Origin of the sequence: Fibrobacter sp. UWB16 (assembly GCF_900215325.1) — a bacterium.
Lineage (GTDB): Bacteria > Fibrobacterota > Fibrobacteria > Fibrobacterales > Fibrobacteraceae > Fibrobacter.
The window spans coordinates 286,404-307,389 of sequence record NZ_OCMS01000001.1; the positions used below are offsets into that span (position 1 = coordinate 286,404).

Below are 20,986 nucleotides of genomic sequence, written 5' to 3' on the forward strand. Positions count from 1 at the left end.
TTGAAAAGGAGATTCCCGATTATCCCCGTCAAGCGAGGACAGGCATCGGGAATGACAAATCCTTCCTACTTTCTACGGTCTACCGTCTACTGAATTCACTTCTTCACGATTCTCAGAACGCCCTGCTTGTTGTACTCAGGGGCATCTTTGGAGAAGAGCGTCTTCGTTTCTTGACGGAGCACGTATTTTTCGCCCTCGCCCCAGTCAATGATGCTTCCAGACTTTGCCGGGATGCCATCGCCAAACAAGCTATCAGCAGCCATCAAGAGAGCTTCTTCCGGGTCTTCAATCGTATTCGAGATGCACAAGTCTGGCAACGTAAACACAGCCAAGCCAAGCGTGTAAAGCGAATCGCCAGAATCGAGAATGTTGATCCACGGATCCATCGGATAATCGCAATCGCCAAACTGTTCTTCAAAAGCCTTCGCGGTCCATGCCGTGCCAGACTGCTGCATATAAACGCCCGCGGCCTTCGCGTTGATAACCTTCAAAATGGCGGAGTTCACCATTTCAACATCGTCCATCGTCTTTACGTTCCCGAGCAAGAACAAGAGCGACTTGTGATCAACAATAGCCTTCTCTTCGTCTTCCGTCAAATCATTGCGTTCCTTGAAAATTTCCAAGAGGTCGGCAGATGCGCCCTGGCGAACCACATTGAACTGCACGCTGCAACCAGGAATCATCAACGTCTTGGTATCCGCATTCACCTGAACCGTTTCGGTAATGGCAAACGGTTCATCAACAGCAACGGGAATCGGGAAAGCTAAAACGAACTGGTTCATATCGACCTCTCTTTAAATTTTCGAACAACATCTTCAACCGCATCGTGAAGCAAATTTTGCTTTGCGACTTTCGGCATTTTCACGGACTTTTCGAAAGCGCTTGTAAGCGTTTCGGCAGAAAGTTCATCTGCCGGAATTTCAACGGCATAGCCCGCCTTCGACAAATCATGAGCGAGGACAATCTGCTCAAATTGTCCTGGCGTCGGTACAAAGATACATTTTGCGCCAAGTTCCGCCATGTCCATCACGGTGCTATAACCACCTCGGCTCACCACAAAATCGGCACGTTTCACGGCTTCGGCGAAATCGTTCGTTGCCAAGTGCGTGTGGAACTCGATATTCCCTTCGGTCCACGTTTTTTGCTCCACCGAAGGCTTCCCGAGAATCATCATGTGCTGACCAGGAATCTGTTGCAACGCTTCGCGCAGTTGCTGCTCGAATTGCGTACGCGCAGGTTCTACACCCGACACCACTGCCACGACCTTGTAGGCCGCGCGCAATCCAAGAGCACGCATTCCAAAAATTTGCTTTCCAGAAGCACGCTCTTCTGAAGCTGCGTTCCATTCCACGTTCGCCGAGTGCGCCATAAACTCCGACACACTCATCAAGTCCACGTCACGCTCCAGATCGACCGGCGCCGGCACATTTCCAAGCGCACTCCCAAGCGCATTCCCAGCATTCTCGCCTGCATCCCAGTCCGAGAATCTCGAAAGCGTCCCAACGTAACGCATCGGCTTATCGCCCGGAGTGGCCCCCGAATGCGAAAGAGAACCCGCATAGCCCGGATAAATTTCCAAATCCGGCACCCAGACTTCATCGAACTTGCGCATGATGTTCGCATGCCACATCACACCAATACGTTCAAACGCCGCAAACGCCCGCGGGAACGCAATCCTGCGCTGGTGCGTCATGTAAATACTATAAGCCCTCTTGGAATAGAACGCAAAACGATTGTCCGAGAACAACACATCATAGCCATGACGGTCGACCATCTCTTCGGCAAAGTGGTGTTCGTAACGCATCACGGCATTCAAGTGCACACTGTTTTTGAGCAGCCAAAGCGCCATATTGTAGCCGTGCTTCGGGTAGACAATGTTGTAGCTCGGAGCCAAGCGTTGGCGCAAATCCGGGAAAACTTCACGGAAAAAGTTTGCGTTCGCCTTGACTACAGCAAGTTCCACCTCGGCGCCCGCCCGCAAGAATTCGCGGACAACAGGCACGCAACGAGTTGCATGCCCAAGTCCCCAATCCAGCGGAGCTACAAGGACTTTCACTTTTCAGCCTCAAGCCAGGCATGAGCCCAGTCGCCGTGGTCGCAGTCCTTATCCTTGCCCATCAGTACACGCAAATTAATCGACTTTGCGCCCTTGACGTCGAGTTTCAAGCGTTCCTTATCGGTCGTATAAAGCTTCTTGGAATGGTAAATTTCACGTCCATCCGCTTCAACCACAAAGAAGGCGCCATCACCGCAAGCACTTTCATCGTCAAGGCCGATAACCACATTCAGCCAGTCGTAATTACGAGAAAGCGGGAATTCAATAGCCGAATTGGCGTGGCTACCAATACCGTAGCGGAACGGTTCACCATCGATTGTGAGCTTATGATGTTCAACCGTCGTGTTCATCTGCGGTTCGCCCCATTCCTGGAAGAACTTGCCCATCTTCATTTTGGACAAAAGCGCCACATTCTCGCCATCGACAAAGAAGTCGCGATACGTCACAAGCGTATCTCCGTCCGGCATCGAGCAGCTCAGTACAACGCGGTTCATGCCGGCGCGAATCTTCGAAGAATCCAAGACCAGCGTATCCGCTTTGTTCGACACGAGCATTTCGCCCTGATCCTTGTCATTCAACTTGTAGTCGCAAGCAATCGATTCCGGGAACAGCTTGTTCGCCACAATCATGCCGTTCGATTCTTCGGTCACCATGAAGTTCTGTGCGTAATGCGACACGCCCTTCTTCGAAATAATCTTGTAAATAGCAAGACCATAGCCGAACAAGCGAGCTTCCATCAGCACACGTTCATTTTTGTAATTGCTGAGAATATCGTCAATCTGATCCGTCGTCTTGAACCCGACCACGCGGCTATTGCGGTTCACCGAGCCATAGCCATCCTGACCACGCACGAGATAAATATTGCCGCCAGACTTCTGCAACCATTCAGCAAATGTTTCGGTACTCCAGTTCTTGAAAGTGTTTTCGCTAAACGAGGTATGTCCCGAAGCAAGCATCTGCCAAGGTCTTGCGTAAATGAACACAGAATTTTTCGGATACTTTGCAAGCTCCGTATTCAAGAAGTCTTCTTCGGTGAGGAGCTTGTTCTTGTAATAAAGCATGTTCGCCTTGTAGCTCGGGGCATGGTAAACCATCAACCCGACAGACAAGAGGCAAGCCACACCGGCCACAATTTTTGCAGCCGCATCACTTTTCATCTTCGTCGTAAACACGAGCGCATCATAAAGGCCAAGCGCCATCAAAAGCGCAAATAGCGGGAGCGCCACAAGCACATAACGCTGGTTGATGTCAATCGTAAACGTACCGGACACGTTCAAAAGAATCACGAAAATCTGCATGCAGAACGTGATGCCCAGAATGAACCCGCGCACGTAACGACGAGAATAAATCATTCGGAACAAAAGCCAAGCCGTCGCCAAAAGCAAAATCACGGTAAATGTCGTGTAGAACGGATTTTCCATGATACCGCCAAACGCAGCATCCGGCTTGAGGTTCATCATCACTTCGATATTCGTCTTGAGATTGAACCACAAGTTTTCAAACGAGTGCGCCGCATGCGTACCGCCCTGGAAATCGTAACCGCGATACGCAGCCATCGTGTTGATCGAAGGCCAGCTCACCGCAATGACAGCCGCAACAAACGCCGGCAAGCGATAGGACTTTTCAAGGAAATAGCGGTAATAGTAAAGTGCAAACGGGATAAACGCAAAAACGGTTTCCTGACGAGTCTGTGCAAAGAATCCAAGCAACGGAACCGTCAAAAGGAAATGCTTCCACGTGACCTTGTTCGTCGGCACAAACGCATACCATGCCATGAGTACCGCAAGCAAAAGGATGTAGAGGACTTCGGTCGATGCCGAGCGCGACTGCAACAGGTAAATCGGCATGCCACCCAAGAACGCCGTCGCCGCAAGCGCAAGCTTATCGCTCTTGAACCACTTGCTAAGCGCAAGGAAGAACGCAATCAAGCTCAAGATGTAGAACGGATAGTTCACCATCAGCGCCGAATCGCGATTCGGTTCCATGAAGTTAAATACAAGCGAATAGACAAATCCAAGAGCCTTGCCCTTGAAGTTGTTCACTTCGGTCTTGCAATCGAGAACGCCATCCGTCCAGACGCCTTCGTTACAGACACCGCCTGTATGCTGGAAATACATCTGGAGGCCCATCGATTCCCAGCTCGTCTCGTCACTCAAAACACGGTGCGAATTGCCGATGTTCCCGAAAATGAATACCGAGAACACGATGAGCAAAAGCGCAAGCCCGCAAAAGCTCTTGCCGCTCGGCAAGTAGCCGCGAATATGTTTTGCAACAAACGGAGCATTGACAACAATACCCGCCACAAGTAGCAGGAACGTTACAAGAATCGAGTAATAACCCCACTCGATATCCCAACGGCGTGCATAGGCCACGGATAAGTTGTTAAAGACGAGGAAGGCAGATACGAGCACGGTTGCCGTAACCACCAACATGATATTCTGAGGTTTATCCCAATGAAGGGAATTCTTCCATTCCATAAAGGACTGATACAAAGACTTAGGCTTTACACCGTCCCTTCCTAACGTTTCTTTTTTCATAGTGCCCTAAATATAACTTTTATACGCAAAATACGAACGCGGCAGGGCGAATTTTCGACCAAAACACCTTATAGCAAGCCTATATGCAACAGATGCAACAAAAAGTATTCGGCACACGAGTTTTATCGCCGTTTTGGAGCATTTTGAGACTTATTTTGTATATATTTATAGGAGTGTGAGCCCTTAGAGGGCATGAGGAGTTAAAAATGTTTTACAAACACTGGAAAAAGATTTCACTTGCAATCACCGGATTTTTCTGGGCCAGTTGCGACACGAGTTCCACCACGGTGGAACCGCCCCTTTACGGCGCCCCTCCACAATATTCCAGCAGTTCAGAAATACAAAACTCAAGCTCCAGCAGCGAAGATAAAATATCAAGCAGTTCCGAACCATTGCCTATGCCCGCCTACGGCGTGCCACAAATGGATTGCGAAGTCACCTCTGAAAACGATTCTACGGTCACTTGCGAAAACGGATACACCTGCACTGAAAAACAAACCATCGTCAAAGATCCCTATTACGATGGCGGTTGCGTTACCGACACTATACACGGCGAACTTACACAGGTTTGTCTCGATTACGGCATTCCGTATTACCCCGCAAAATTTTACGAATGCAACGACGGAATCGTCTACGACGATAGCAGCTTCAGAAAAATCTACAAGAAAATCAATGACGGCCTAGATTCGGAATCGCAAGGAAACTAAAAATGTTCTACAAGCACTGGAAAAAAATTTTTCTCGCCATCGCAGCATTTTTCTGGAATGGCTGCAGTGACAACGCTGCTTCAAGCGAAGTAAAAGCAACCTGCACCTTTTCAGGTGGAGCCTGTCCAGAATATGGAATTGATTTTTACGTTTGCGAGAACCCAGAAGATTACCAATCTCATGACTCGACCAAGTGTACCTTTTACAGGCGCGACCCGTGTACCTATTATTACAATTGCGATGATGGCGTATCTTGCTACAAGGACGAAGGCCAAACCGACGTGACTTGCTATGACAAACAAGAGCACGAAACGACATACACCGAAGATGATTTTAAAGAAAAATACAATGTAAAGGAACCAGAATGAACATTCGCAAGCATTGGAAAAATCTTTTACTCACGACTACCGCCTTCTTTTGGGCGGGGTGTAACGGCGACAGCGTCACGGAATCAGGTTGCCCATGCGACAACGATTCGGGCATCGAATCCAGCTCCAGCAGCAACGACGAGAGCTCTAGTTCTAACGCGCCAAGCTCCAGCAGCGCCGTCGAATCTAGTTCTAGCCTCGGCGAATCCAGTTCCAGCGAAACAGTCGCATCTTCAAGTTCAGAATCGTCTAGTTCAAGCGAAAGCGTTTCGTCAAGCTCCAGCGCAGGCGAAGTAACTTGCACGCCCGGAGATTCGCTCATAACGTATTACCAGCCCTCCTTTTCCGCCGACATCGCCAAGATGAATGCAGAAGAAAAGGCAAAACGTGCAGGCGTCAGCATAATCGACAGCATCCAAAATACATTGCAAACAGTCCCGCAGTGCCTTGCCAAATTGCGCCAGGAACTCGACAGGTTTGTTGCTCTATACGGCGCTCCGGTCAGGCTCCACACAGACGAAGTTTGCAGCGACGGCACGACCCGCCCCACTCAGGAATACCTCGATTACCTGAAAATGAAAGAGGAATGGGAAAGGAACAAGCCCGCGCTAGACGAGGAATGCCAAAAGATTTACGAAGACAAGTTGAAGAAAATCGAGCAGACCGTCAAAGAATGCCTTGCAACATCAAACCCAAACACGGATCTGACGGTTTGCGATTTTGACGCCATGTGCCCCGAATACGGTGTAGATTCAAAATGCACTTACAAATACACCTGCAATGACGGAGTTACTTGCCGCAGAACCGAAGGCGACACCAATATGGATTGCACCAACAAGCAAGGCGAAAAAACAACCTACACCAAAAAAGATTTCGACAAGAAATATTATACCAAAGAAAATTATTAGGATTTATGCAACTTTCGCTTAAAAAGAAACTCGCTCTTGAAGCTTATCGTCTTTACCGCCACAACGAAATCAAGGCGCACCCGCTCACGTACTTTTTCTGGGAATGCACGCTCCGCTGCAACTTGCACTGTTTGCACTGCGGTAGCGACTGCGTCAAAGACGCCATCCCCGACATGCCCCGCGAAGACTTTATGGCCGTGCTCGACAAGCTCGCCCCGCACATCGACCCGAAGCACTTTATCGTGGTGATTACCGGCGGCGAACCACTCATGCGCCCGGACCTCGAAGAATGCGGCCAAGAAATCAAAAAACGCGGCTACCCCTGGGGCATGGTCACGAACGGTCTTGCAATGACTCCCGAGCGCTACACGCGCCTTTTGAACGCGGGGCTGCGTTCGCTCACGATCAGCCTCGATGGTCTCGAAGCAAGCCACAACCATTTCCGCGGCGACCCGCATAGCTTTGAACGCGCCCTCCGCGCCATCGACATGGCTGCCCACACGCAAGGACTCACTTTCGACGTGATGACCTGCGTGAACCGCGAAAACCTCAAGGAACTCCCGAAGATTCTCGACCTGCTTTTGAAAATCGGCGTAAAGCGCTGGCGCATTGCGACCGTATTCCCGAAAGGCCGCGCCAAGGACAATCCGCTGTTCCAGCTCACGAACCAGGAATTCCGCCAAGTGTTCGACTTCATCCGCGAAGTAAAATCGATGAACGTGATCAACGTGAATTACGGCTGCGAAGGATTCCTCGGCAGCTACGAGAAAGACGCACGCAACTACCCGTTCTTCTGCCGCGCCGGCGTAAACGTCTCTTCCGTGCTTTGCGACGGAAGCATCTCGGCTTGCCCGAGCTTGCGCGGCGACTACATCCAAGGAAACATCTACAAGGACGACATTTGGGACGTGTGGCAGAACCGCTACCAGGTGATGCGCGACCGCAACTGGGCCAAAATTGGCGACTGCAAGACCTGCAAGTACTGGCGCTACTGCGAAGGCTCCAGCCTGCACCTCCGCGACGAGAAAACTAAGGAATTAGCCTACTGCCATGTGCAGCGATTAGAGGCTGCTGGGGCATAACCACTTCTCGTCATCCTGAACGGCTCCGCTTCTCGTCATCCTGAACGGCGTAAGCCGTGAAGGATCCAGTGAAATCTTGCATCCAGCCCCCATCCAGTTAAGTTTTGATAAAACGAAAAGCCGGCTTCGCCGGCTTTTCGTTAATTACTTTTGATCGATTTCCGATTTAATCGCCCCAATGTCAGCTTCAGAAAGTTCTGTATATTCAATAATTTTACCAATAGGTTCGTTTTTCAACAGCATTTTCGTTGCCATCTCGCGCGCCTTTTTATCGGCACCCAAATTAACTCCTTTCATCTTAATCCAGGCGAGATAATCCTGTTCTTCTTCCGTCAAAACCATACTCTTTACCTGTTCTCTTAAAAGCGCTTCCGAAGCATTGTCAACCAAGATTCGATGAATTGCCTTCGCAATAGTCTCATCGCCAAAATCCGGGAGTGATAGGGCGCTACCTGCGTGTTTCAGCAAAAATAGCCAGCGATCCTCATCGGTCTCAACTTGCTCCTCAGACCTGTCAAACCTAGTCAAGTCATATATAATATACTTAACCTTATCGGAAATCGTCAAGCCCTTATCGTTGCGAATGGCCCAAGTGCCGCGATAGTCATCCTGCTGTTGGATGGCAAAATCGCAAATCCAGATGGCAAAAGTCGGTGGGATTTCATAGCGACGAGATTCACGCTCTGCACGTTCCGCATCGGAGAGATTAGTAGACTGTCCCGCAAAAGTTTCTTGGTCCAATTCGTACTTGCTTTGGAGCAAAAACGCACTATGTTGAAGCAATACCCGCTCTACAAAATGAAGAGGCTTAGCCTTTTGCATCTCCACATTGATGCAAAACCCGTTCGCGGTTTTCGCACGAATATCCAGTCTGAACGTTTTGACCTGCGGAAAGATAATGTTGATTTCAGTATTTTTGACCGTGACAGACTTGATTTTGTTATCGCCCCCCAAGTGGAATACCCCGTTCAAAAAGCTGACGAGAGCCTGTTCGTCGCTCAAGAACGCCTTGAAAGCGGCATCGTAAAGCGGGTCAAGGTATTTTTGTTTCTTAATTTCCTCAAGTTTTTGCCGTTCGCAAAACTCGCGAGTATCCCCTAAAAATGTTTCATTTTTGATAGTTTCATTAGCCATTTGCATGTCCTTATAATGGTAAGGAACATCCCCTACCCATTATATTAACACGCATTTTTCGCGATTTCGGCCCACATTTTTATTGTAAAATTTTTATGATTTGCAAAAAAAACGCCCGGTTCCAAGAACCGAGCGTCTTTTAATTTCAAACGTATTCCGAATTACTTGGCTTCGAAGTAATAAGTCTGGAGAGTCTTTCCGTCCTGGGAAAGCTGAATAATCTGCTTGCCCTTCGGGAGGTTGCCAGAGATCTTGAAGAGGTTTTCAGCAACGTATTCGACCTTGAGATCGGTTGCCTTGTCCTTGACCGGGAACACGCCCTTCGTTTCGCCTGCGCCAAAGCCCTTGCAGTCCTTGTGAGAAGCGATCGGAGCGACAACTGCCGGATAGGTCTTAGCCGTGATTGCGGTAGACACGGAAGAAGAGTTGTGGTAGAACACTTCAAGCTTGCCATCGACAACACGCGGATCCGGGAGGTTCGTCACAGCAGCTGCGACCTGAGCGACCGGAGCGGCCTTCTTAGCCTTCTTGCCCTTCTTGCCTTTCTTCTTGACACCAATCTTTTCAGCAAGGCTTGCTTTTGCATCACCAGCCTGCTGCTGCGGCATGGTCAAACGGTAACCAGCGATAGATTCATCGCAGTTCGTGGAGTAGACCACCCACTTGTTATCGATCTTGAGCGGGCCTTCCGGAGTACCCTGGTACAGACCCGGATCAACCTGGGCGCTGTAAATGTAAAGAATGAGAGAAGCGTTCGGATTCTGTTCCGTCGTTTCAATCTTCATACGGGTCTTCACATACTTGGAACGACCAGCATAAACTCTATAAGCGCCAACCGGAACCTTGACGAACTTGAACTTGCCCTTGCGGAGTTCCTGGTTGAATTCGTACTTCTTGGAAAGAGTGGTGTAAATCGTGGAGTCCATACCGACAGTCGGCATTTCCAACGGCTTGTTGGTGAAAGCATCACGGACTTCACCTTCGATGGTACCAGTCTTACCGTTATCGCAAGCCGTCATAGCAAGAGCGATGATGGCAGCGGCACAAATGCTAAGTTTTTTCATTTTGCGTCCTCAGGGTTAAATAAGAGAAAAGCCTCCCTAGTTAGGGAGGCCCCAAAATTTAAGAAGATTAAGCTTCTTCTTCAGCCTTGACCGGAGCAGCCTTGCGAGTCTTACGCTTTGCAGAGGTGATGTTAGCACCGCCGCCATAGCGCTTGTTGAAGCTGTCGATACGGCCAGCCGTATCCACGCGATGCTGCTTGCCCGTCCAGAACGGATGGGTATCAGCAGTGATTTCCAAGGAAATCACGTTATATTCAACACCATCGATAGTCTTCTTTTCGGCGGAAGACTTCGTGGAGCGGGTGATGTATTCTTTACCCGTATTCGCATCGACGAACACGACCGGTTGATAATTAGGGTGGATACCTTCTTTCATTATAAAACTTCCTGTGAAGTAATTGTTGAGAGCCAAAATTTAGTTGTTTTTTAGGATTTTGGCAAGTTGCAACCTCATTTTTAGTATTTTTTATAGCATGAAATCTTTATTGTTGCTCATTCCATTACTTTTAATTGCTTGCGAAAACGACCACCCGACCATAAAAATCGTCGAGGTGAACAAGCGCATGGTGCTCGAAGAATGGCCCGACAGCAACTACATCGCCTCGCTGGACTCCATTTTGAAGCTCGAACCGGTCAAAAAAGGCAAAGACACCGCCGACGTGAGCCTCAAGATGAACGCCTTCAAGGCGCCGACATTCAAGCTCCCGCCGTCAGTCACCGGAAAGAGCACGAGCCGCAAATCCGGGCTCAGCAAGCCGCCCAAACAGGTCAAGCAAACCGCCGAAGCTTCCAAACCGAGCAACAACGCCGAAAATTTCGTTGCCAAGTTCTCGAACGCGCTCTCCGCCTTGCAGTCCGACCCCTCGAACAAGAGCCTTTACAAGGTCGTTTCCGCTAACGACGGCGAAGACCTGTTCAAGCTCCTCCGCAGAACGTATGGTGCAGGCACGCAAAACCTTCCCCGCTTCTACGTGCTCTCGGCACTCCAGTCCGTGAACCCGGGCGTCATGCTCGAGCACCTCAACGCCGGCGACAAAGTCCGCGTCCCGAGACTCTAGAAAAGCGTCTTCACGCCAAAGCCGAGGACGCCGTCTAGGTAATCGCACATATTGGATGCAATTATTATTGCTGTTAGTGAGATGTTCTATAAAAATGAACCGAATGATTAACAGAGTGAGAACAAAGCGTCGGCCAAGGATGGGGAGGGTGCAGGGAGGGGCCCGTGCGGCCTTCGCAACTCCGAGCTGGGGCCCCGCCCGCATGACGTACTTTTTTTGCTTTTTTCAAAAGTTTTTTCTAAAACAGCGTCTTCACGCCAAAGCCAAGCACACCGTCTAGGTAATCGCACCCATTGCGGAGCGCATAGTAAATGCTAAAGCTCCAGGCCTTGCGGTACTGCGTAAACCCGATGCCATAATCGTGCTCGCGCGCCCACCCGTGGAACGGTTTCATCCGCCTATAGATCCCCGGCTGGTAGAAAAGCTCAATCGACAAATCGTAGCCATCTTGCCATAAAAAAGCCGCCTGCGAAAATCCGTATGCGCGCGTCCGCATAAAGCCATACATCATCCCCTTGAACGAATTGATGCCGCCCAAGCTAAACAAGTCCTCGCGTGCAAACGAGCCCCCCGACGGGAGCAACGCACCGGCCGCCGCCGAATAACGCACAATAAAGTTCTTCCACAAAGGCACGTAATACACAAGCGATGATTGCAAACGCAAATAGCTATCAAGCGAATCCGGGCGGTCCATCATCCACGCCAGAGACAAATCAAACGACGTTCCGCTCCGAGGCAAAACGCTCCGGTCAAACGACACGTACGAAAGTTCAAACGTCGAACTTTTCTCGTCATTGCCAATGCCCACGAATACCGCCACATCAAAGTTAAAGCCCACATTTCGCGACACGCCAAGTTCCAAACGCGAATCGCGTGACAGCGAATCATCTTCAAAGAACCCGCGCACAAGCACATCCCAGGCCGTCCCAAAGATAAAGCGTTCGCGATACGAGCCTTCTAGCCGTCTAGAATCGCTCTGCGAATAGCCCTCCATCTGCAAATCGCGCCCCGTCCCCAAGATGTTGAACAATTCGAGATTGATCTTACCTTCCCAGACATTCTCATCGCTCGAATACGTGAGGAATCCTTCGGCTGCAGAAATCGGAGCCGCCCGCATGGAATACGCCGGAATAATGCGGTTGCGCACAGGATCGCGGAACAAGCGCACATCGGCAGTCTTTTCGTAATAGCCCAAACGCGAAAGCTTGCGCTCCGAGCGCTCCAAGTCCGAAAGCGAAACTTTTTCGCCAATTTCAAGCCCAGTCAATTGAGCAAAGACTTCAGCATCAGTCGCTCCCGAATCAAGGTTTTCCGAACTAGCCCACACCCACGCGCTGCCACGTACAAACTCGCAACGCATGACGCCAGCACTGTCCACTGCGACATCCAATTTAGCACCAACAAACCCACGGTCCTCATAATAGCGCAACAGTTTCTGCTTTGCCGCACGCCAGGAACCACAAGGTGCCCCGACAACATCATTCATCGAAAGCTCTTCAAACTCGCTATGCTCCCCCACCCATTCCACGCGTTCAATACGGCACTCGGACGCATGGCACAAAACTGCGCCCAACAAGAGCACCGTCACAACGTACAAAATATTTCGCCACCACAACTTCATACTAGAAATACGCCTTCGCCTCGGTGGCCAGTTTTTGGAACACATTTTCTTCAGCATCGCCAAAGCGCAAGACATAGCGGAGCGAAAGCGACAAGAAGTTATTCACCTCTACCGAAGCCATCGCCTCAAGTCGGTACGTAATACCATCACCAAAACCAGACATCATCTGATACGGAATCACACCATCATGCGTATCCATCTGGATTGACGCAAATGACACATGAGCATCGACAACGCCCTCTTTTTCAAAACCGACACGCAGTTCCTCTTCCCAAAGATGCGCCCCGAAATGTTCTTCCATATCGTCTTCGCCCGAACCTTCCCTGTAGCGCACACGAGGCATCAAGCTAAAGCCCGCCGGAAACTTCCAAGTGTAGCGTCCCGTGATTTCCCAAATGTTCCAGTCTAGTTTTTGCAAGGCACTCAAATGAACTTTTTCAAAAGTATTATCGACTCCTACATAGTGATTATCGTTTATATTAAATCCGGCAGACAACTTATGATCAAACATATCCTGAAAATACCCGATTGAAGACATCTTCTTTTCGAAACTTGCACTCGGGTTATACGATGCCGAAATTCCTGACGGATGCTCCCAGGCAAGGCTTGCATCCCACGAAACAGTTCCCGCCGTCACGCGACGCAAGGCCGCCGGATAAACCGGAGGGAAATAAATCTTTTTACCCGTTGTATCTTCGGCTTCGGAGTGATACGATGCACTCAAAGTGATATCGCGCAACAGCCCTTGCGAAATTCCAAGCGAAACTCCCGGGTTCCATTCCAAAGAGGCTTCAAACGTCGCATTTGACGAAAGTACGGCACCCACGGAATCGTTACGGCCCATGCCTTCATAGACAAAGTCACCGTTATCGACGCCTTCGATAAAAGAGCCCGTAAGGCTATCGTAACGCACATCGCCCGTGCCCTTTGCGACCGCCTTGTAAATGGCCGTGTAAGTCTGCTCCGAAGTCATACCGAAACGGTACGCGACAGAGCCTTGCACGCCCATATCGTCACCACCAAAGTTCGTCGTCAAGTCGCCCACCCAAGAATCCGAGGCGCCCAGAGAATCCGTCACAGCATGCGAATACTGCAACAAGTGCGAAAGGTTAAACTTCCGGAAGTTCGCCTCAGCCGACTGCGTCCATGTCACGAGATTCACGGAATCGCGCCAGTCCTCATCGCGGGAATATTCCGCATGCCCGTCCGCACGGCCCGAGATATCGTGTTTGCGCACGGTGAGCGTTCCAACAGCCTCCTTCACATTCCACAAGTCATCATTCAATGTAGCACCAACAGCAGTCTTTGCATAACCGCGTTCCGTCTTACAGCCAAGCGAATCGCGCACAGAATAGCGCACATCGCCACTGCCAAACGGCCTAAAGAATCCGCGCAAAAATTCCGAAGAGAATGTGCCCTGATAACGTTTCCGGTCCACTTCCTGTGTACTTGAAACATAGGCTGCCGTAAATTCACTTGTTGCGTCCAAACCGCGATGCACAAGCATAAACTCCGAACGCGAAGAATTCCAGCGTTCATCATCGCCACGGCGGTATCCCCACTTGGCCGTTCCAAACCAATCCTTGCCCAAGCGTATCCGGAGCGCAAGTTCGTCATAGCGCAAGTCGCCCTTCAAAAGCGCACTGTCCAAGTCCCATTCATTGCGGAGCGCATACGAATTCCAATCACGTTCACTCCCGCTAAATTCAGAAATGGCAAAGCCTTCCTGAACGTAATTTCCATGGACCGAGAGCGACACCGGGAACGCATTCATGTTCTGCGTCGAGTCTGTAGTCACAAGCCATCTGAACGCACGCCCACTCGGGCCACCGACGTGTTTTGAAACTGTATTCGAATCCATGCGATTGAGCCCGAGTTCGACATCGGCGTAAAACCGATGTTCCGCCTGTAGGCGGAGGCGTGCTCCCAAGCGTTCCGACATTTTCGGGCGGTGCAAATCCTGGTCCAAAGAATCTTTCAATTCTCCGCCCCAGTCGTTTTTCAAGCGTTCGTAATCGGCGCTATCGAGCGTGCTTTTTCGCATGCGGTCCACATCATTTTCCAAATGGAATCCCGACACATCAAAAAACACATTTTCAAACCGCAAACTTCCTCGGGCCGCATACATCGTATAAATATCGTTATCCAAGTACGCATCGTATTCCACACGGACATCATCATCCGAGCCCGGAATAATCCCGTTCTTAAAATCTAAAAGGCCACCCGCATAATTCACTTCGTAATCGCGGTTTCGCACAAGCTCTACACCATTCAACCAGACTCTTTCGGAATTCGGCACTACCGAAATGAAACCGCCCGATTCATCGAGATGATAACCTTCGCGCTGCCCCTGCACACCGCTGAACGAGCGCGAATAACGCGTCACCTCGTCCGTGCCCCACGCGCCACTCACCTCGGAGCCATGATAGCGAAGCGTCGCCATTGCACCAAGCGTCGAACGGCTAAACGACGTAAGTCCCATCGAATTGTCCGTCCACGTCAAATCGCCCAAATGCAACATCGCATACGGAGATTCCACCCGAAAATAAATCTGGTCCACTTCCTGGAGCGTTGCAGTCGTCTGGTCCCCAGCCTTGCGGTCCACATCCGACAAAAGAGCATCAATATAAACGCTATCCGTGAGGCGCCCCTGAATCGAGAGTCGCAATTCCTGATCGACCTGCGTTCCACCATCACCCACAGTCACCTGCATCGTCTTGTAACCGTGCGTCTCGATTTCTGCACGCGATGAATCTTCGGCCTCCGGCGCATTCATAGTCGCAACAGGACTCGTCGCATCCGGCGCATTTTCTAAAGCATTTCTTTCAAGAATTGAAGGATCCCAGACCGGGAGCGAATCCACATCCAACGCAAAGGCTAAGCTGGCAAACAGCAGGCCCAGACAAGGAATAGACCGCATACAAAATTACCGGGAAGGGGTCACCACGCGGAACTGCCTGCTCGCAAGCAACTTACGGCCTGCCACCAAATCGACACTCCATTCGCCAAGTTCGACCAAGTCCGAAGCAAGCATCGAGCTGCAAACGTCCCCCGTAAGGTTGCAGGATTCTACAAAGATTGTATCAATACCCAAGAACCAGATGTGGAACAGGGTATCTTCCTGATAACGTGCAGAATTTGTAATAGACGAAAAAACGTAAAGTCTCGTATTCTCTTCGAACACGCTATCGGCGCCAAACGGCTCCCCATTCACAATATGGCGGCAAACGACACTATTCGCAGGCGAAAGCTCAATATCGGAATTGTCGGTAAAACTAACTTCGTCATCGATAAAGAACATGACAAAGCGGTGGACAAAGAAACCAAGAAAAACGACTATCGCCAAGACAGTCGTCTTACGCAAGTTTCGCAGTGGCGGAAACCGACCTGCCACAAGCACCTCCTAACGAACAAGACTGCTCGTATTCTGCGTAAACGCAGGAACGGCGTCCTCCAGCTTTTCGACCAGCAAGCGGTTAAAGTCTTCAATACGGTTCGGGAGTCTTCCTCCGTTAAAGACCTGCACAAGCAAAAGCGACTGGTCCACTGGAGAAATATAAACGGAACGGTTCTCGCCCGTAAACGATACGGACTGGAACTTTTCGCCGCCAAGCATCACCCCAATCTGACGGGAAGAGTCAAACGCGGCGATACTCAAAACCGCAAGGGGCGTTGCATCAAGGTCAGATCCAAGGGAACCGACTTCGGCAATGATGTTTCCATCACGATGGCAAAGAACAACATATTCGCACTTGACACTGGCCTGGTAGGCCATCATCAAGCGACGCACTTTGTTAGCATCATCAGAATAAATTGTATAATCGCTCATATTACACCACAGATTTTAGATTTACTTGTCTTTCGGTTTGTACGGACGTAAAACAATTTCATCATCATCCGTCTGTGCAGGTTTATCGACCGACCTGCCAAACGTGGGCATTCTAGGTACGGCGGTCGACACGCGCGGACGTGCGAACGGCGAAGACATGGCCCCCTTCTGGAACAAGCCAGAACCGGCACCGCCGGAGTTCGCCATGTTTGCCTGCGGCTTGGCGGCAAACGACGGCATACGGAACGGGGACGTCGGCTGCTGCGGGGCAGCAGATGCGGCCTGCGGTTTAGCATCCGCATTCTCGGCCGGAGCATCACTTGCAGGGGCTGCGGCACCGGCATTCACGGCGGCTTTGCGCAAGAATCCCTGCTTCACATTAAACTTTTCGATGACTAACATGGCAATCGTCTTGAGCGTCGTCACGACACCCTTGCCATTATGGGCTGTCGCCGGGAAGAACTGGAGCTTCTTTTCTGGATTGAGCATTTCGTTCATTTCATCCAGTGTAAAGACGTTCTCCATATCGCGCTTGTTGTACTGCAACACGAACGGAATGTCGTCCAAGTTCATGCCGTAGTCCTGCAAGTTCTGACGCAGGTTCTGGAGACTTTCCAAGTTTTCGGCCTGACGGGAACGCTGGGAGTCTGCTACAAAGACAATCCCATCGACACCGCGAAGAACAAGCTTACGGGTGCTGTTGTAATAAACCTGACCAGGAACAGTATAAAGCTGGAAACGGGTCTTAAAACCCTTAATGTCACCCAAATTCAAAGGCAAAAAGTCAAAGAACAAGGTTCGATCACCTTCTGTTGCGAGCGAAACCATGTCCGTGCGCTTGTCTTGAGGCATTTTCTGATGGATAACCTGCAAATTCGTGGTTTTACCACTTAAACCAGGACCATAGTAAACGACCTTACAACTAATTTCTCTTGTAGCAAAATTAATAGACGACATTATAATTCCTTGAAACCCAATACTTAATCTAGTAAAAAAGAATCGTAACAAAAAAAATATTTTCTTTTTTTGGCTTTTTTTAACCAAAATCACAATTTTTCGTCTAATCGAGAGTATTCTATATCACTTTTTTTTTCGCAATTCAATCTAAAAAAGCTGTATATGACAAAACAACCCGATACACCATTGGCATATCGGTTCATTTTGCTTAAAACCTTGTAAAAGACTTTAATTAAGCGAGGCCGTTGATGACCTTAGCAACCTTGGCCTTGTAGTTGGCAGCACGGTTGGCGCAGAAACCAGCGCGGTGAGAAACGGCAGCCTTGTCGAGCATGCTGAAGAGCTTCGGCATTTCTTCGAGGGCAGCGGCTTTCGTAGCAGCAGTGCGGATAACCTTGAGGCTAGCACGGATAGCGCTACGGGTGGAACGGTTCATTGCGTTGGCCTTTTCGGCCTGGAGCAAACGCTTTTTGCAAGACTTGTGTTGAGGCACCTTAAAATCTCCGGGTGAAAACCTACTTAAAAAATGTTAGCACAAAGATAGTAAAAGTTTAAAAGTTGTCAAGGGGCGGGAAAATGCTAAATTGCACACCATGATTCCGTTTATCAATGTACGTGCACAGCGCGAAGCCTATTTATCCGAATTTAAGCAAGCCGAACAGGATGTCCTCGACAGCGGTTGCTTTATCGGAGGACCAGTCGTACAAGCGCTGGAATCTGAACTTGCGGAATTCACAGGCGCAAAGCACGCCATCACCTGCGGTAGCGGAACGGACGCATTAACAATCGCCCTCCTCGCCCTAGGGCTTCAACCGGAAGACGAAGTCATCGTTCCAGACTTTACCTTTATCGCCCCCGCCGAATGCGTGATGCGCCTCGGAGGCATCCCGAAATTTGCAGATATCGACCCGGAAACGCTCCAAGTCAGCGCCGAAAGTATCGCAAAGCTCATTACGCCAAAGACCAAGGGCATTATCGCGGTAAACCTCTTTGGCCAGTGCGCCCCGTATGCAGAAATCCAGGAATGCGCCCGCGCAAACAGCCTTTGGCTGATCGAAGACTCGGCACAGGCGTTCGGGGCCACGCAAAACGGAGTCCCAGCCTGCACGTTCGGGGACATTTCCATCACAAGCTTTTACCCGGCCAAGCCACTCGGCTGTTACGGGGACGGCGGAGCGCTCTTCACCGCAAACGATGAACTTGCACAAAAAATCCGCCTCATCGCAAACCACGGCAGCCAACAGCGATACATTCACGAAATCTGCGGCATGAACAGCAGACTAGATGCCCTCCAGGCAGCAGTCCTTCGTGTGAAGCTCCGTCATTTCAAGGACGAGCTCAAGAAACGCAGCGAGAATGCCCGCAAGTACAGCGAGTTTTTCAACGCAGTTCCGGGAATCGCGCCGCAAGAAATCGCAAACGGCAACATGAGCACGTATGCGCAATACACTGTATTAGCGGAAGACCGCAAATCCTTTATCGAAAAACTAGACGCCGCGGAAATTCCGTACTGCATCCACTACCCGCAGCCGCTGCACACGCAGCCATGCTTCAAAGGCCTCAGTGCATCACGAGATTGCGCCAGCAACGCCATGGAAGCCTGCCAAAAAGTCGTCAGCCTCCCCATGTGCGCGTTTACAGATGTCGAAGAAATTATTGCGAGACTCCGCAAAACGACAATCTAACGTCAGTCGCGTTTCAAGACTTTACTGGATGCTTCGCCGTTCCGGCTCAGCATGACAACATTAAACCCGGCTCAGCATGACGAAAACCAACGACCATTGACTAACGACTACAACACAAATTTCTCAATAACTTCAGTAATTCCGGAGTGGTTGTTGTCGTGCTCGGTCACGTAATTGGCGACAGCCTTTGCCGCCGGTGACGCATTCGCCATAGCCACCCCGACACCAGCCGCTTCGATCATCGGGCAATCGTTTTCTTCATCGCCCACGGCAATCGTATTTTCAATCGGCTCGTGATAGAAGTCTGCCATGTAGCGCACAGCAGCGCCTTTGTTCGAAAGCATGTGCGAGAACTCAAGCATTTCAGGTTTGCTGAACACGTCGAACAGCTTGCCCGCTGTAACCGTCCGCATCTCGGTGCGGAAATCCACGAGACTCGAATGTTCAAACGGCGTAATCACGTTTACCTTGATCGGCGGCTTGACTACCACATTGATGGGGCCATCATTGCCATTACCCCCACCATAATAATTGCGGATATCATCTACAACAACATAATCCATTTTCATCAAGCGGCAATACGTTTTGAGCTGTTCCGTCTCGTATTCCGAGACCACCAAATCGCCCGCATAAGTGTGTGCGTGCATTCCGCGTTTGTGGGCTTCGTCCATGACGAACTTCACCTGATCCACAGCGATGCGGCGTGTCAAAATCGGCTGTTCGGTTCCGCAGTCATAGATGAGCCCGCCATTAAAGCTGACCAGAAAATATCCCGGCTTCAAGAAGCCGTACTTTTCGGCAATGTGCTTTACGCTTGTGAGCGGGCGCCCCGTCGTCATCACGAACTTGTGTCCAGCCCCGATCATCGCCTGGATTGAAGCCATGTCTGCCTGGCTAATATTCTTCTCGTCGTCGAGGAGCGTGCCGTCTAAATCAGTAAATAAAAGTTTCATCACGGCAAATATAGAAAGTCCGTCTAGCCAATCCAAAATATTTATTTACATTTTTCAAAAAAGAAGGAAAGCCTTATGCAAATCGATGATTTACTGAAAGAAGCAAAAAGTGTTGCCATTTTTGGGCACGTACGCCCTGACGGAGACTGCGTGGGCTCTACACTTGGTCTTTACAACTACATCTGCGACAACTACCCGACTACGAAAGTCCGCATTTTCTTGGAACGCTTCCCGGAAAACTACAAGATTCTCTCCAATTCCAACGAAATTAACGAATTTTACAGCGATGAGTTTGGCTCGTTCGATTTGGCATTCCTTTTGGATTCATCCACATTCGACCGAATCGGCGCAAACGGCGAAAGCTGCCTCAAAGCAGCTAAAAAGACTTGCAACATCGACCACCACGTCAGCAATCCGCAGAATCTCTGCGACGTCAATTACGTGGATGCAAAGGCAAGTTCCGCATGCGAAGTCCTCTACTTTTTACTCGACCCGAGCAAAGTCAGCAAGGCAACCGCAGAATGTTTGTACCTCGGCATCGTGCATGACACAGGAGCCTTCAAGTTCAGCAGCACAGGCCACAAGACGATGACGGTCATTGGCGACTTGCTTGAAAAAGGCATCGACTTCACGCGCATCATCAACGAGACGTACTACACGAGAACGTATACCCAGACACTCGTAACAGGCTATGTGATGATGAGCAGCAAACTCGCCCTCGACGGAAAAGTCGTCTACAGCTACATCACGCCCGAAGACATGGACCGCTATTCAGTGACTCCGGTTGAACTCAGCAGTGTCATCGACACCTTGCGCGAAGTCACCGGCACTGAAGTCGCCATATTTCTCTATCCAGTCAACGGCGAATACAAGATCAGCCTGCGCAGCAATTACGTTGTCGATGTCAACAAAGTTGCAGGAGCATTTGGCGGAGGCGGTCACGTCCGTGCTGCTGGCGCAAGCTCCAAGGACTCTCCCGAAGAAACGATTGCAAAGCTATTGAAAGTCATCCAAGAACAGCTTTAAA

The 20,986-nt window shown here is 50.1% G+C and carries 19 protein-coding genes and 1 pseudogene; 7 read left to right on the plus strand and 13 right to left on the minus strand.

Annotation, left to right across the window (positions count from 1 at the left end; genetic code table 11):
* Nucleotides 1-95: 95 nt before the first annotated feature.
* The 3 genes from CRN95_RS01215 to CRN95_RS01225 are packed head-to-tail and all read right to left on the minus strand — an operon-like array spanning nt 96 to nt 4,593.
* A complete protein-coding gene (locus tag CRN95_RS01215) occupies nt 96-782 on the minus strand; it encodes a hypothetical protein (protein WP_097019871.1) in 687 nt (228 codons plus the stop codon).
* On the minus strand, nt 779-2,056 hold the full coding sequence (locus CRN95_RS01220; protein WP_097019872.1) for a glycosyltransferase: 1,278 nt from the start codon (nt 2,054-2,056) through the stop codon (nt 779-781). The genes CRN95_RS01215 and CRN95_RS01220 overlap by 4 nt, the downstream gene beginning before the upstream one ends.
* Complete coding sequence (locus CRN95_RS01225) at nt 2,053-4,593, minus strand: NPCBM/NEW2 domain-containing protein (protein ID WP_097019873.1); 2,541 nt, start codon at nt 4,591-4,593, stop codon at nt 2,053-2,055. Before CRN95_RS01225 ends, CRN95_RS01220 begins: the two co-directional genes overlap by 4 nt.
* Nucleotides 4,594-4,799: 206 nt before the next feature.
* Here CRN95_RS01225 and CRN95_RS01230 point away from each other — a divergent pair, with 206 nt between their 5' ends.
* The 4 genes from CRN95_RS01230 to CRN95_RS01245 are packed head-to-tail and all read left to right on the plus strand — an operon-like array spanning nt 4,800 to nt 7,658.
* Nucleotides 4,800-5,300: a hypothetical protein gene (locus CRN95_RS01230; protein ID WP_235002803.1), complete on the plus strand. Its 501-nt coding sequence runs from the start codon at nt 4,800-4,802 to the stop codon at nt 5,298-5,300.
* Nucleotides 5,301-5,302: 2 nt separating this feature from the next.
* Complete coding sequence (locus CRN95_RS01235) at nt 5,303-5,668, plus strand: hypothetical protein (protein WP_097019874.1); 366 nt, start codon at nt 5,303-5,305, stop codon at nt 5,666-5,668.
* Nucleotides 5,665-6,576: a hypothetical protein gene (locus CRN95_RS01240; protein WP_097019875.1), complete on the plus strand. Its 912-nt coding sequence runs from the start codon at nt 5,665-5,667 to the stop codon at nt 6,574-6,576. Before CRN95_RS01235 ends, CRN95_RS01240 begins: the two co-directional genes overlap by 4 nt.
* A 5-nt stretch (nt 6,577-6,581) precedes the next feature.
* Nucleotides 6,582-7,658, plus strand: a complete 1,077-nt coding sequence (locus tag CRN95_RS01245; RefSeq protein ID WP_097019876.1) for a TIGR04133 family radical SAM/SPASM protein — start codon at nt 6,582-6,584, stop codon at nt 7,656-7,658.
* A 144-nt stretch (nt 7,659-7,802) separates the two neighbouring features.
* On the opposite strand, the gene CRN95_RS01250 is transcribed toward CRN95_RS01245, so the two are convergent.
* From CRN95_RS01250 to CRN95_RS01260, 3 genes are all read right to left on the minus strand, one after another.
* Nucleotides 7,803-8,792, minus strand: coding sequence for a PD-(D/E)XK nuclease family transposase (locus tag CRN95_RS01250; RefSeq protein ID WP_097020277.1), 990 nt, complete (start codon nt 8,790-8,792; stop codon nt 7,803-7,805).
* Nucleotides 8,793-8,953: 161 nt separating this feature from the next.
* The gene (locus CRN95_RS01255) at nt 8,954-9,856 is read right to left on the minus strand and encodes a hypothetical protein (protein ID WP_088630213.1); all 903 of its coding nucleotides are present in this window, start codon (nt 9,854-9,856) and stop codon (nt 8,954-8,956) included.
* Nucleotides 9,857-9,923: 67 nt separating this feature from the next.
* A complete protein-coding gene (locus CRN95_RS01260; RefSeq protein ID WP_012820063.1) occupies nt 9,924-10,232 on the minus strand; it encodes a type B 50S ribosomal protein L31 in 309 nt (102 codons plus the stop codon).
* A 97-nt stretch (nt 10,233-10,329) separates the two neighbouring features.
* Between CRN95_RS01260 and CRN95_RS01265 the strand changes: the two genes are divergently transcribed.
* Nucleotides 10,330-10,914, plus strand: coding sequence for a hypothetical protein (locus CRN95_RS01265; RefSeq protein WP_097019877.1), 585 nt, complete (start codon nt 10,330-10,332; stop codon nt 10,912-10,914).
* A gap of 238 nt (nt 10,915-11,152) precedes the next feature.
* On the opposite strand, the gene CRN95_RS01270 is transcribed toward CRN95_RS01265, so the two are convergent.
* From CRN95_RS01270 to rpsT, 6 genes and pseudogenes are all read right to left on the minus strand, one after another.
* Nucleotides 11,153-12,535 carry a BamA/TamA family outer membrane protein gene (locus tag CRN95_RS01270; protein WP_097019878.1) on the minus strand — a complete coding sequence of 461 codons (1,383 nt, stop codon included), beginning with the start codon at nt 12,533-12,535 and terminating at the stop codon, nt 11,153-11,155.
* 1 nt (nt 12,536) lies between these two features.
* A complete protein-coding gene (locus CRN95_RS01275; protein ID WP_097019879.1) occupies nt 12,537-15,455 on the minus strand; it encodes a hypothetical protein in 2,919 nt (972 codons plus the stop codon).
* 6 nt (nt 15,456-15,461) lie between these two features.
* Nucleotides 15,462-15,929 carry a hypothetical protein gene (locus CRN95_RS01280; protein WP_088630217.1) on the minus strand — a complete coding sequence of 156 codons (468 nt, stop codon included), beginning with the start codon at nt 15,927-15,929 and terminating at the stop codon, nt 15,462-15,464.
* A gap of 9 nt (nt 15,930-15,938) precedes the next feature.
* Nucleotides 15,939-16,364, minus strand: coding sequence for a roadblock/LC7 domain-containing protein (locus tag CRN95_RS01285; protein ID WP_088630218.1), 426 nt, complete (start codon nt 16,362-16,364; stop codon nt 15,939-15,941).
* A gap of 384 nt (nt 16,365-16,748) precedes the next feature.
* A pseudogene (locus CRN95_RS15125) lies at nt 16,749-17,321 on the minus strand (ATP/GTP-binding protein); the annotation flags it as partial.
* A gap of 232 nt (nt 17,322-17,553) precedes the next feature.
* A complete protein-coding gene (gene rpsT, locus CRN95_RS01295; protein ID WP_012820070.1) occupies nt 17,554-17,814 on the minus strand; it encodes a 30S ribosomal protein S20 in 261 nt (86 codons plus the stop codon).
* Nucleotides 17,815-17,914: 100 nt separating this feature from the next.
* Between rpsT and CRN95_RS01300 the strand changes: the two genes are divergently transcribed.
* Complete coding sequence (locus CRN95_RS01300; protein WP_097019881.1) at nt 17,915-19,006, plus strand: DegT/DnrJ/EryC1/StrS aminotransferase family protein; 1,092 nt, start codon at nt 17,915-17,917, stop codon at nt 19,004-19,006.
* A gap of 107 nt (nt 19,007-19,113) precedes the next feature.
* On the opposite strand, the gene CRN95_RS01305 is transcribed toward CRN95_RS01300, so the two are convergent.
* Nucleotides 19,114-19,959 (minus strand): Cof-type HAD-IIB family hydrolase, encoded by an 846-nt coding sequence (locus CRN95_RS01305; RefSeq protein WP_097019882.1) that lies wholly within the window; start codon nt 19,957-19,959, stop codon nt 19,114-19,116.
* 75 nt (nt 19,960-20,034) lie between these two features.
* Here CRN95_RS01305 and CRN95_RS01310 point away from each other — a divergent pair, with 75 nt between their 5' ends.
* Nucleotides 20,035-20,985 (plus strand): bifunctional oligoribonuclease/PAP phosphatase NrnA, encoded by a 951-nt coding sequence (locus tag CRN95_RS01310; RefSeq protein ID WP_097019883.1) that lies wholly within the window; start codon nt 20,035-20,037, stop codon nt 20,983-20,985.
* Nucleotide 20,986 lies beyond the last annotated feature (1 nt).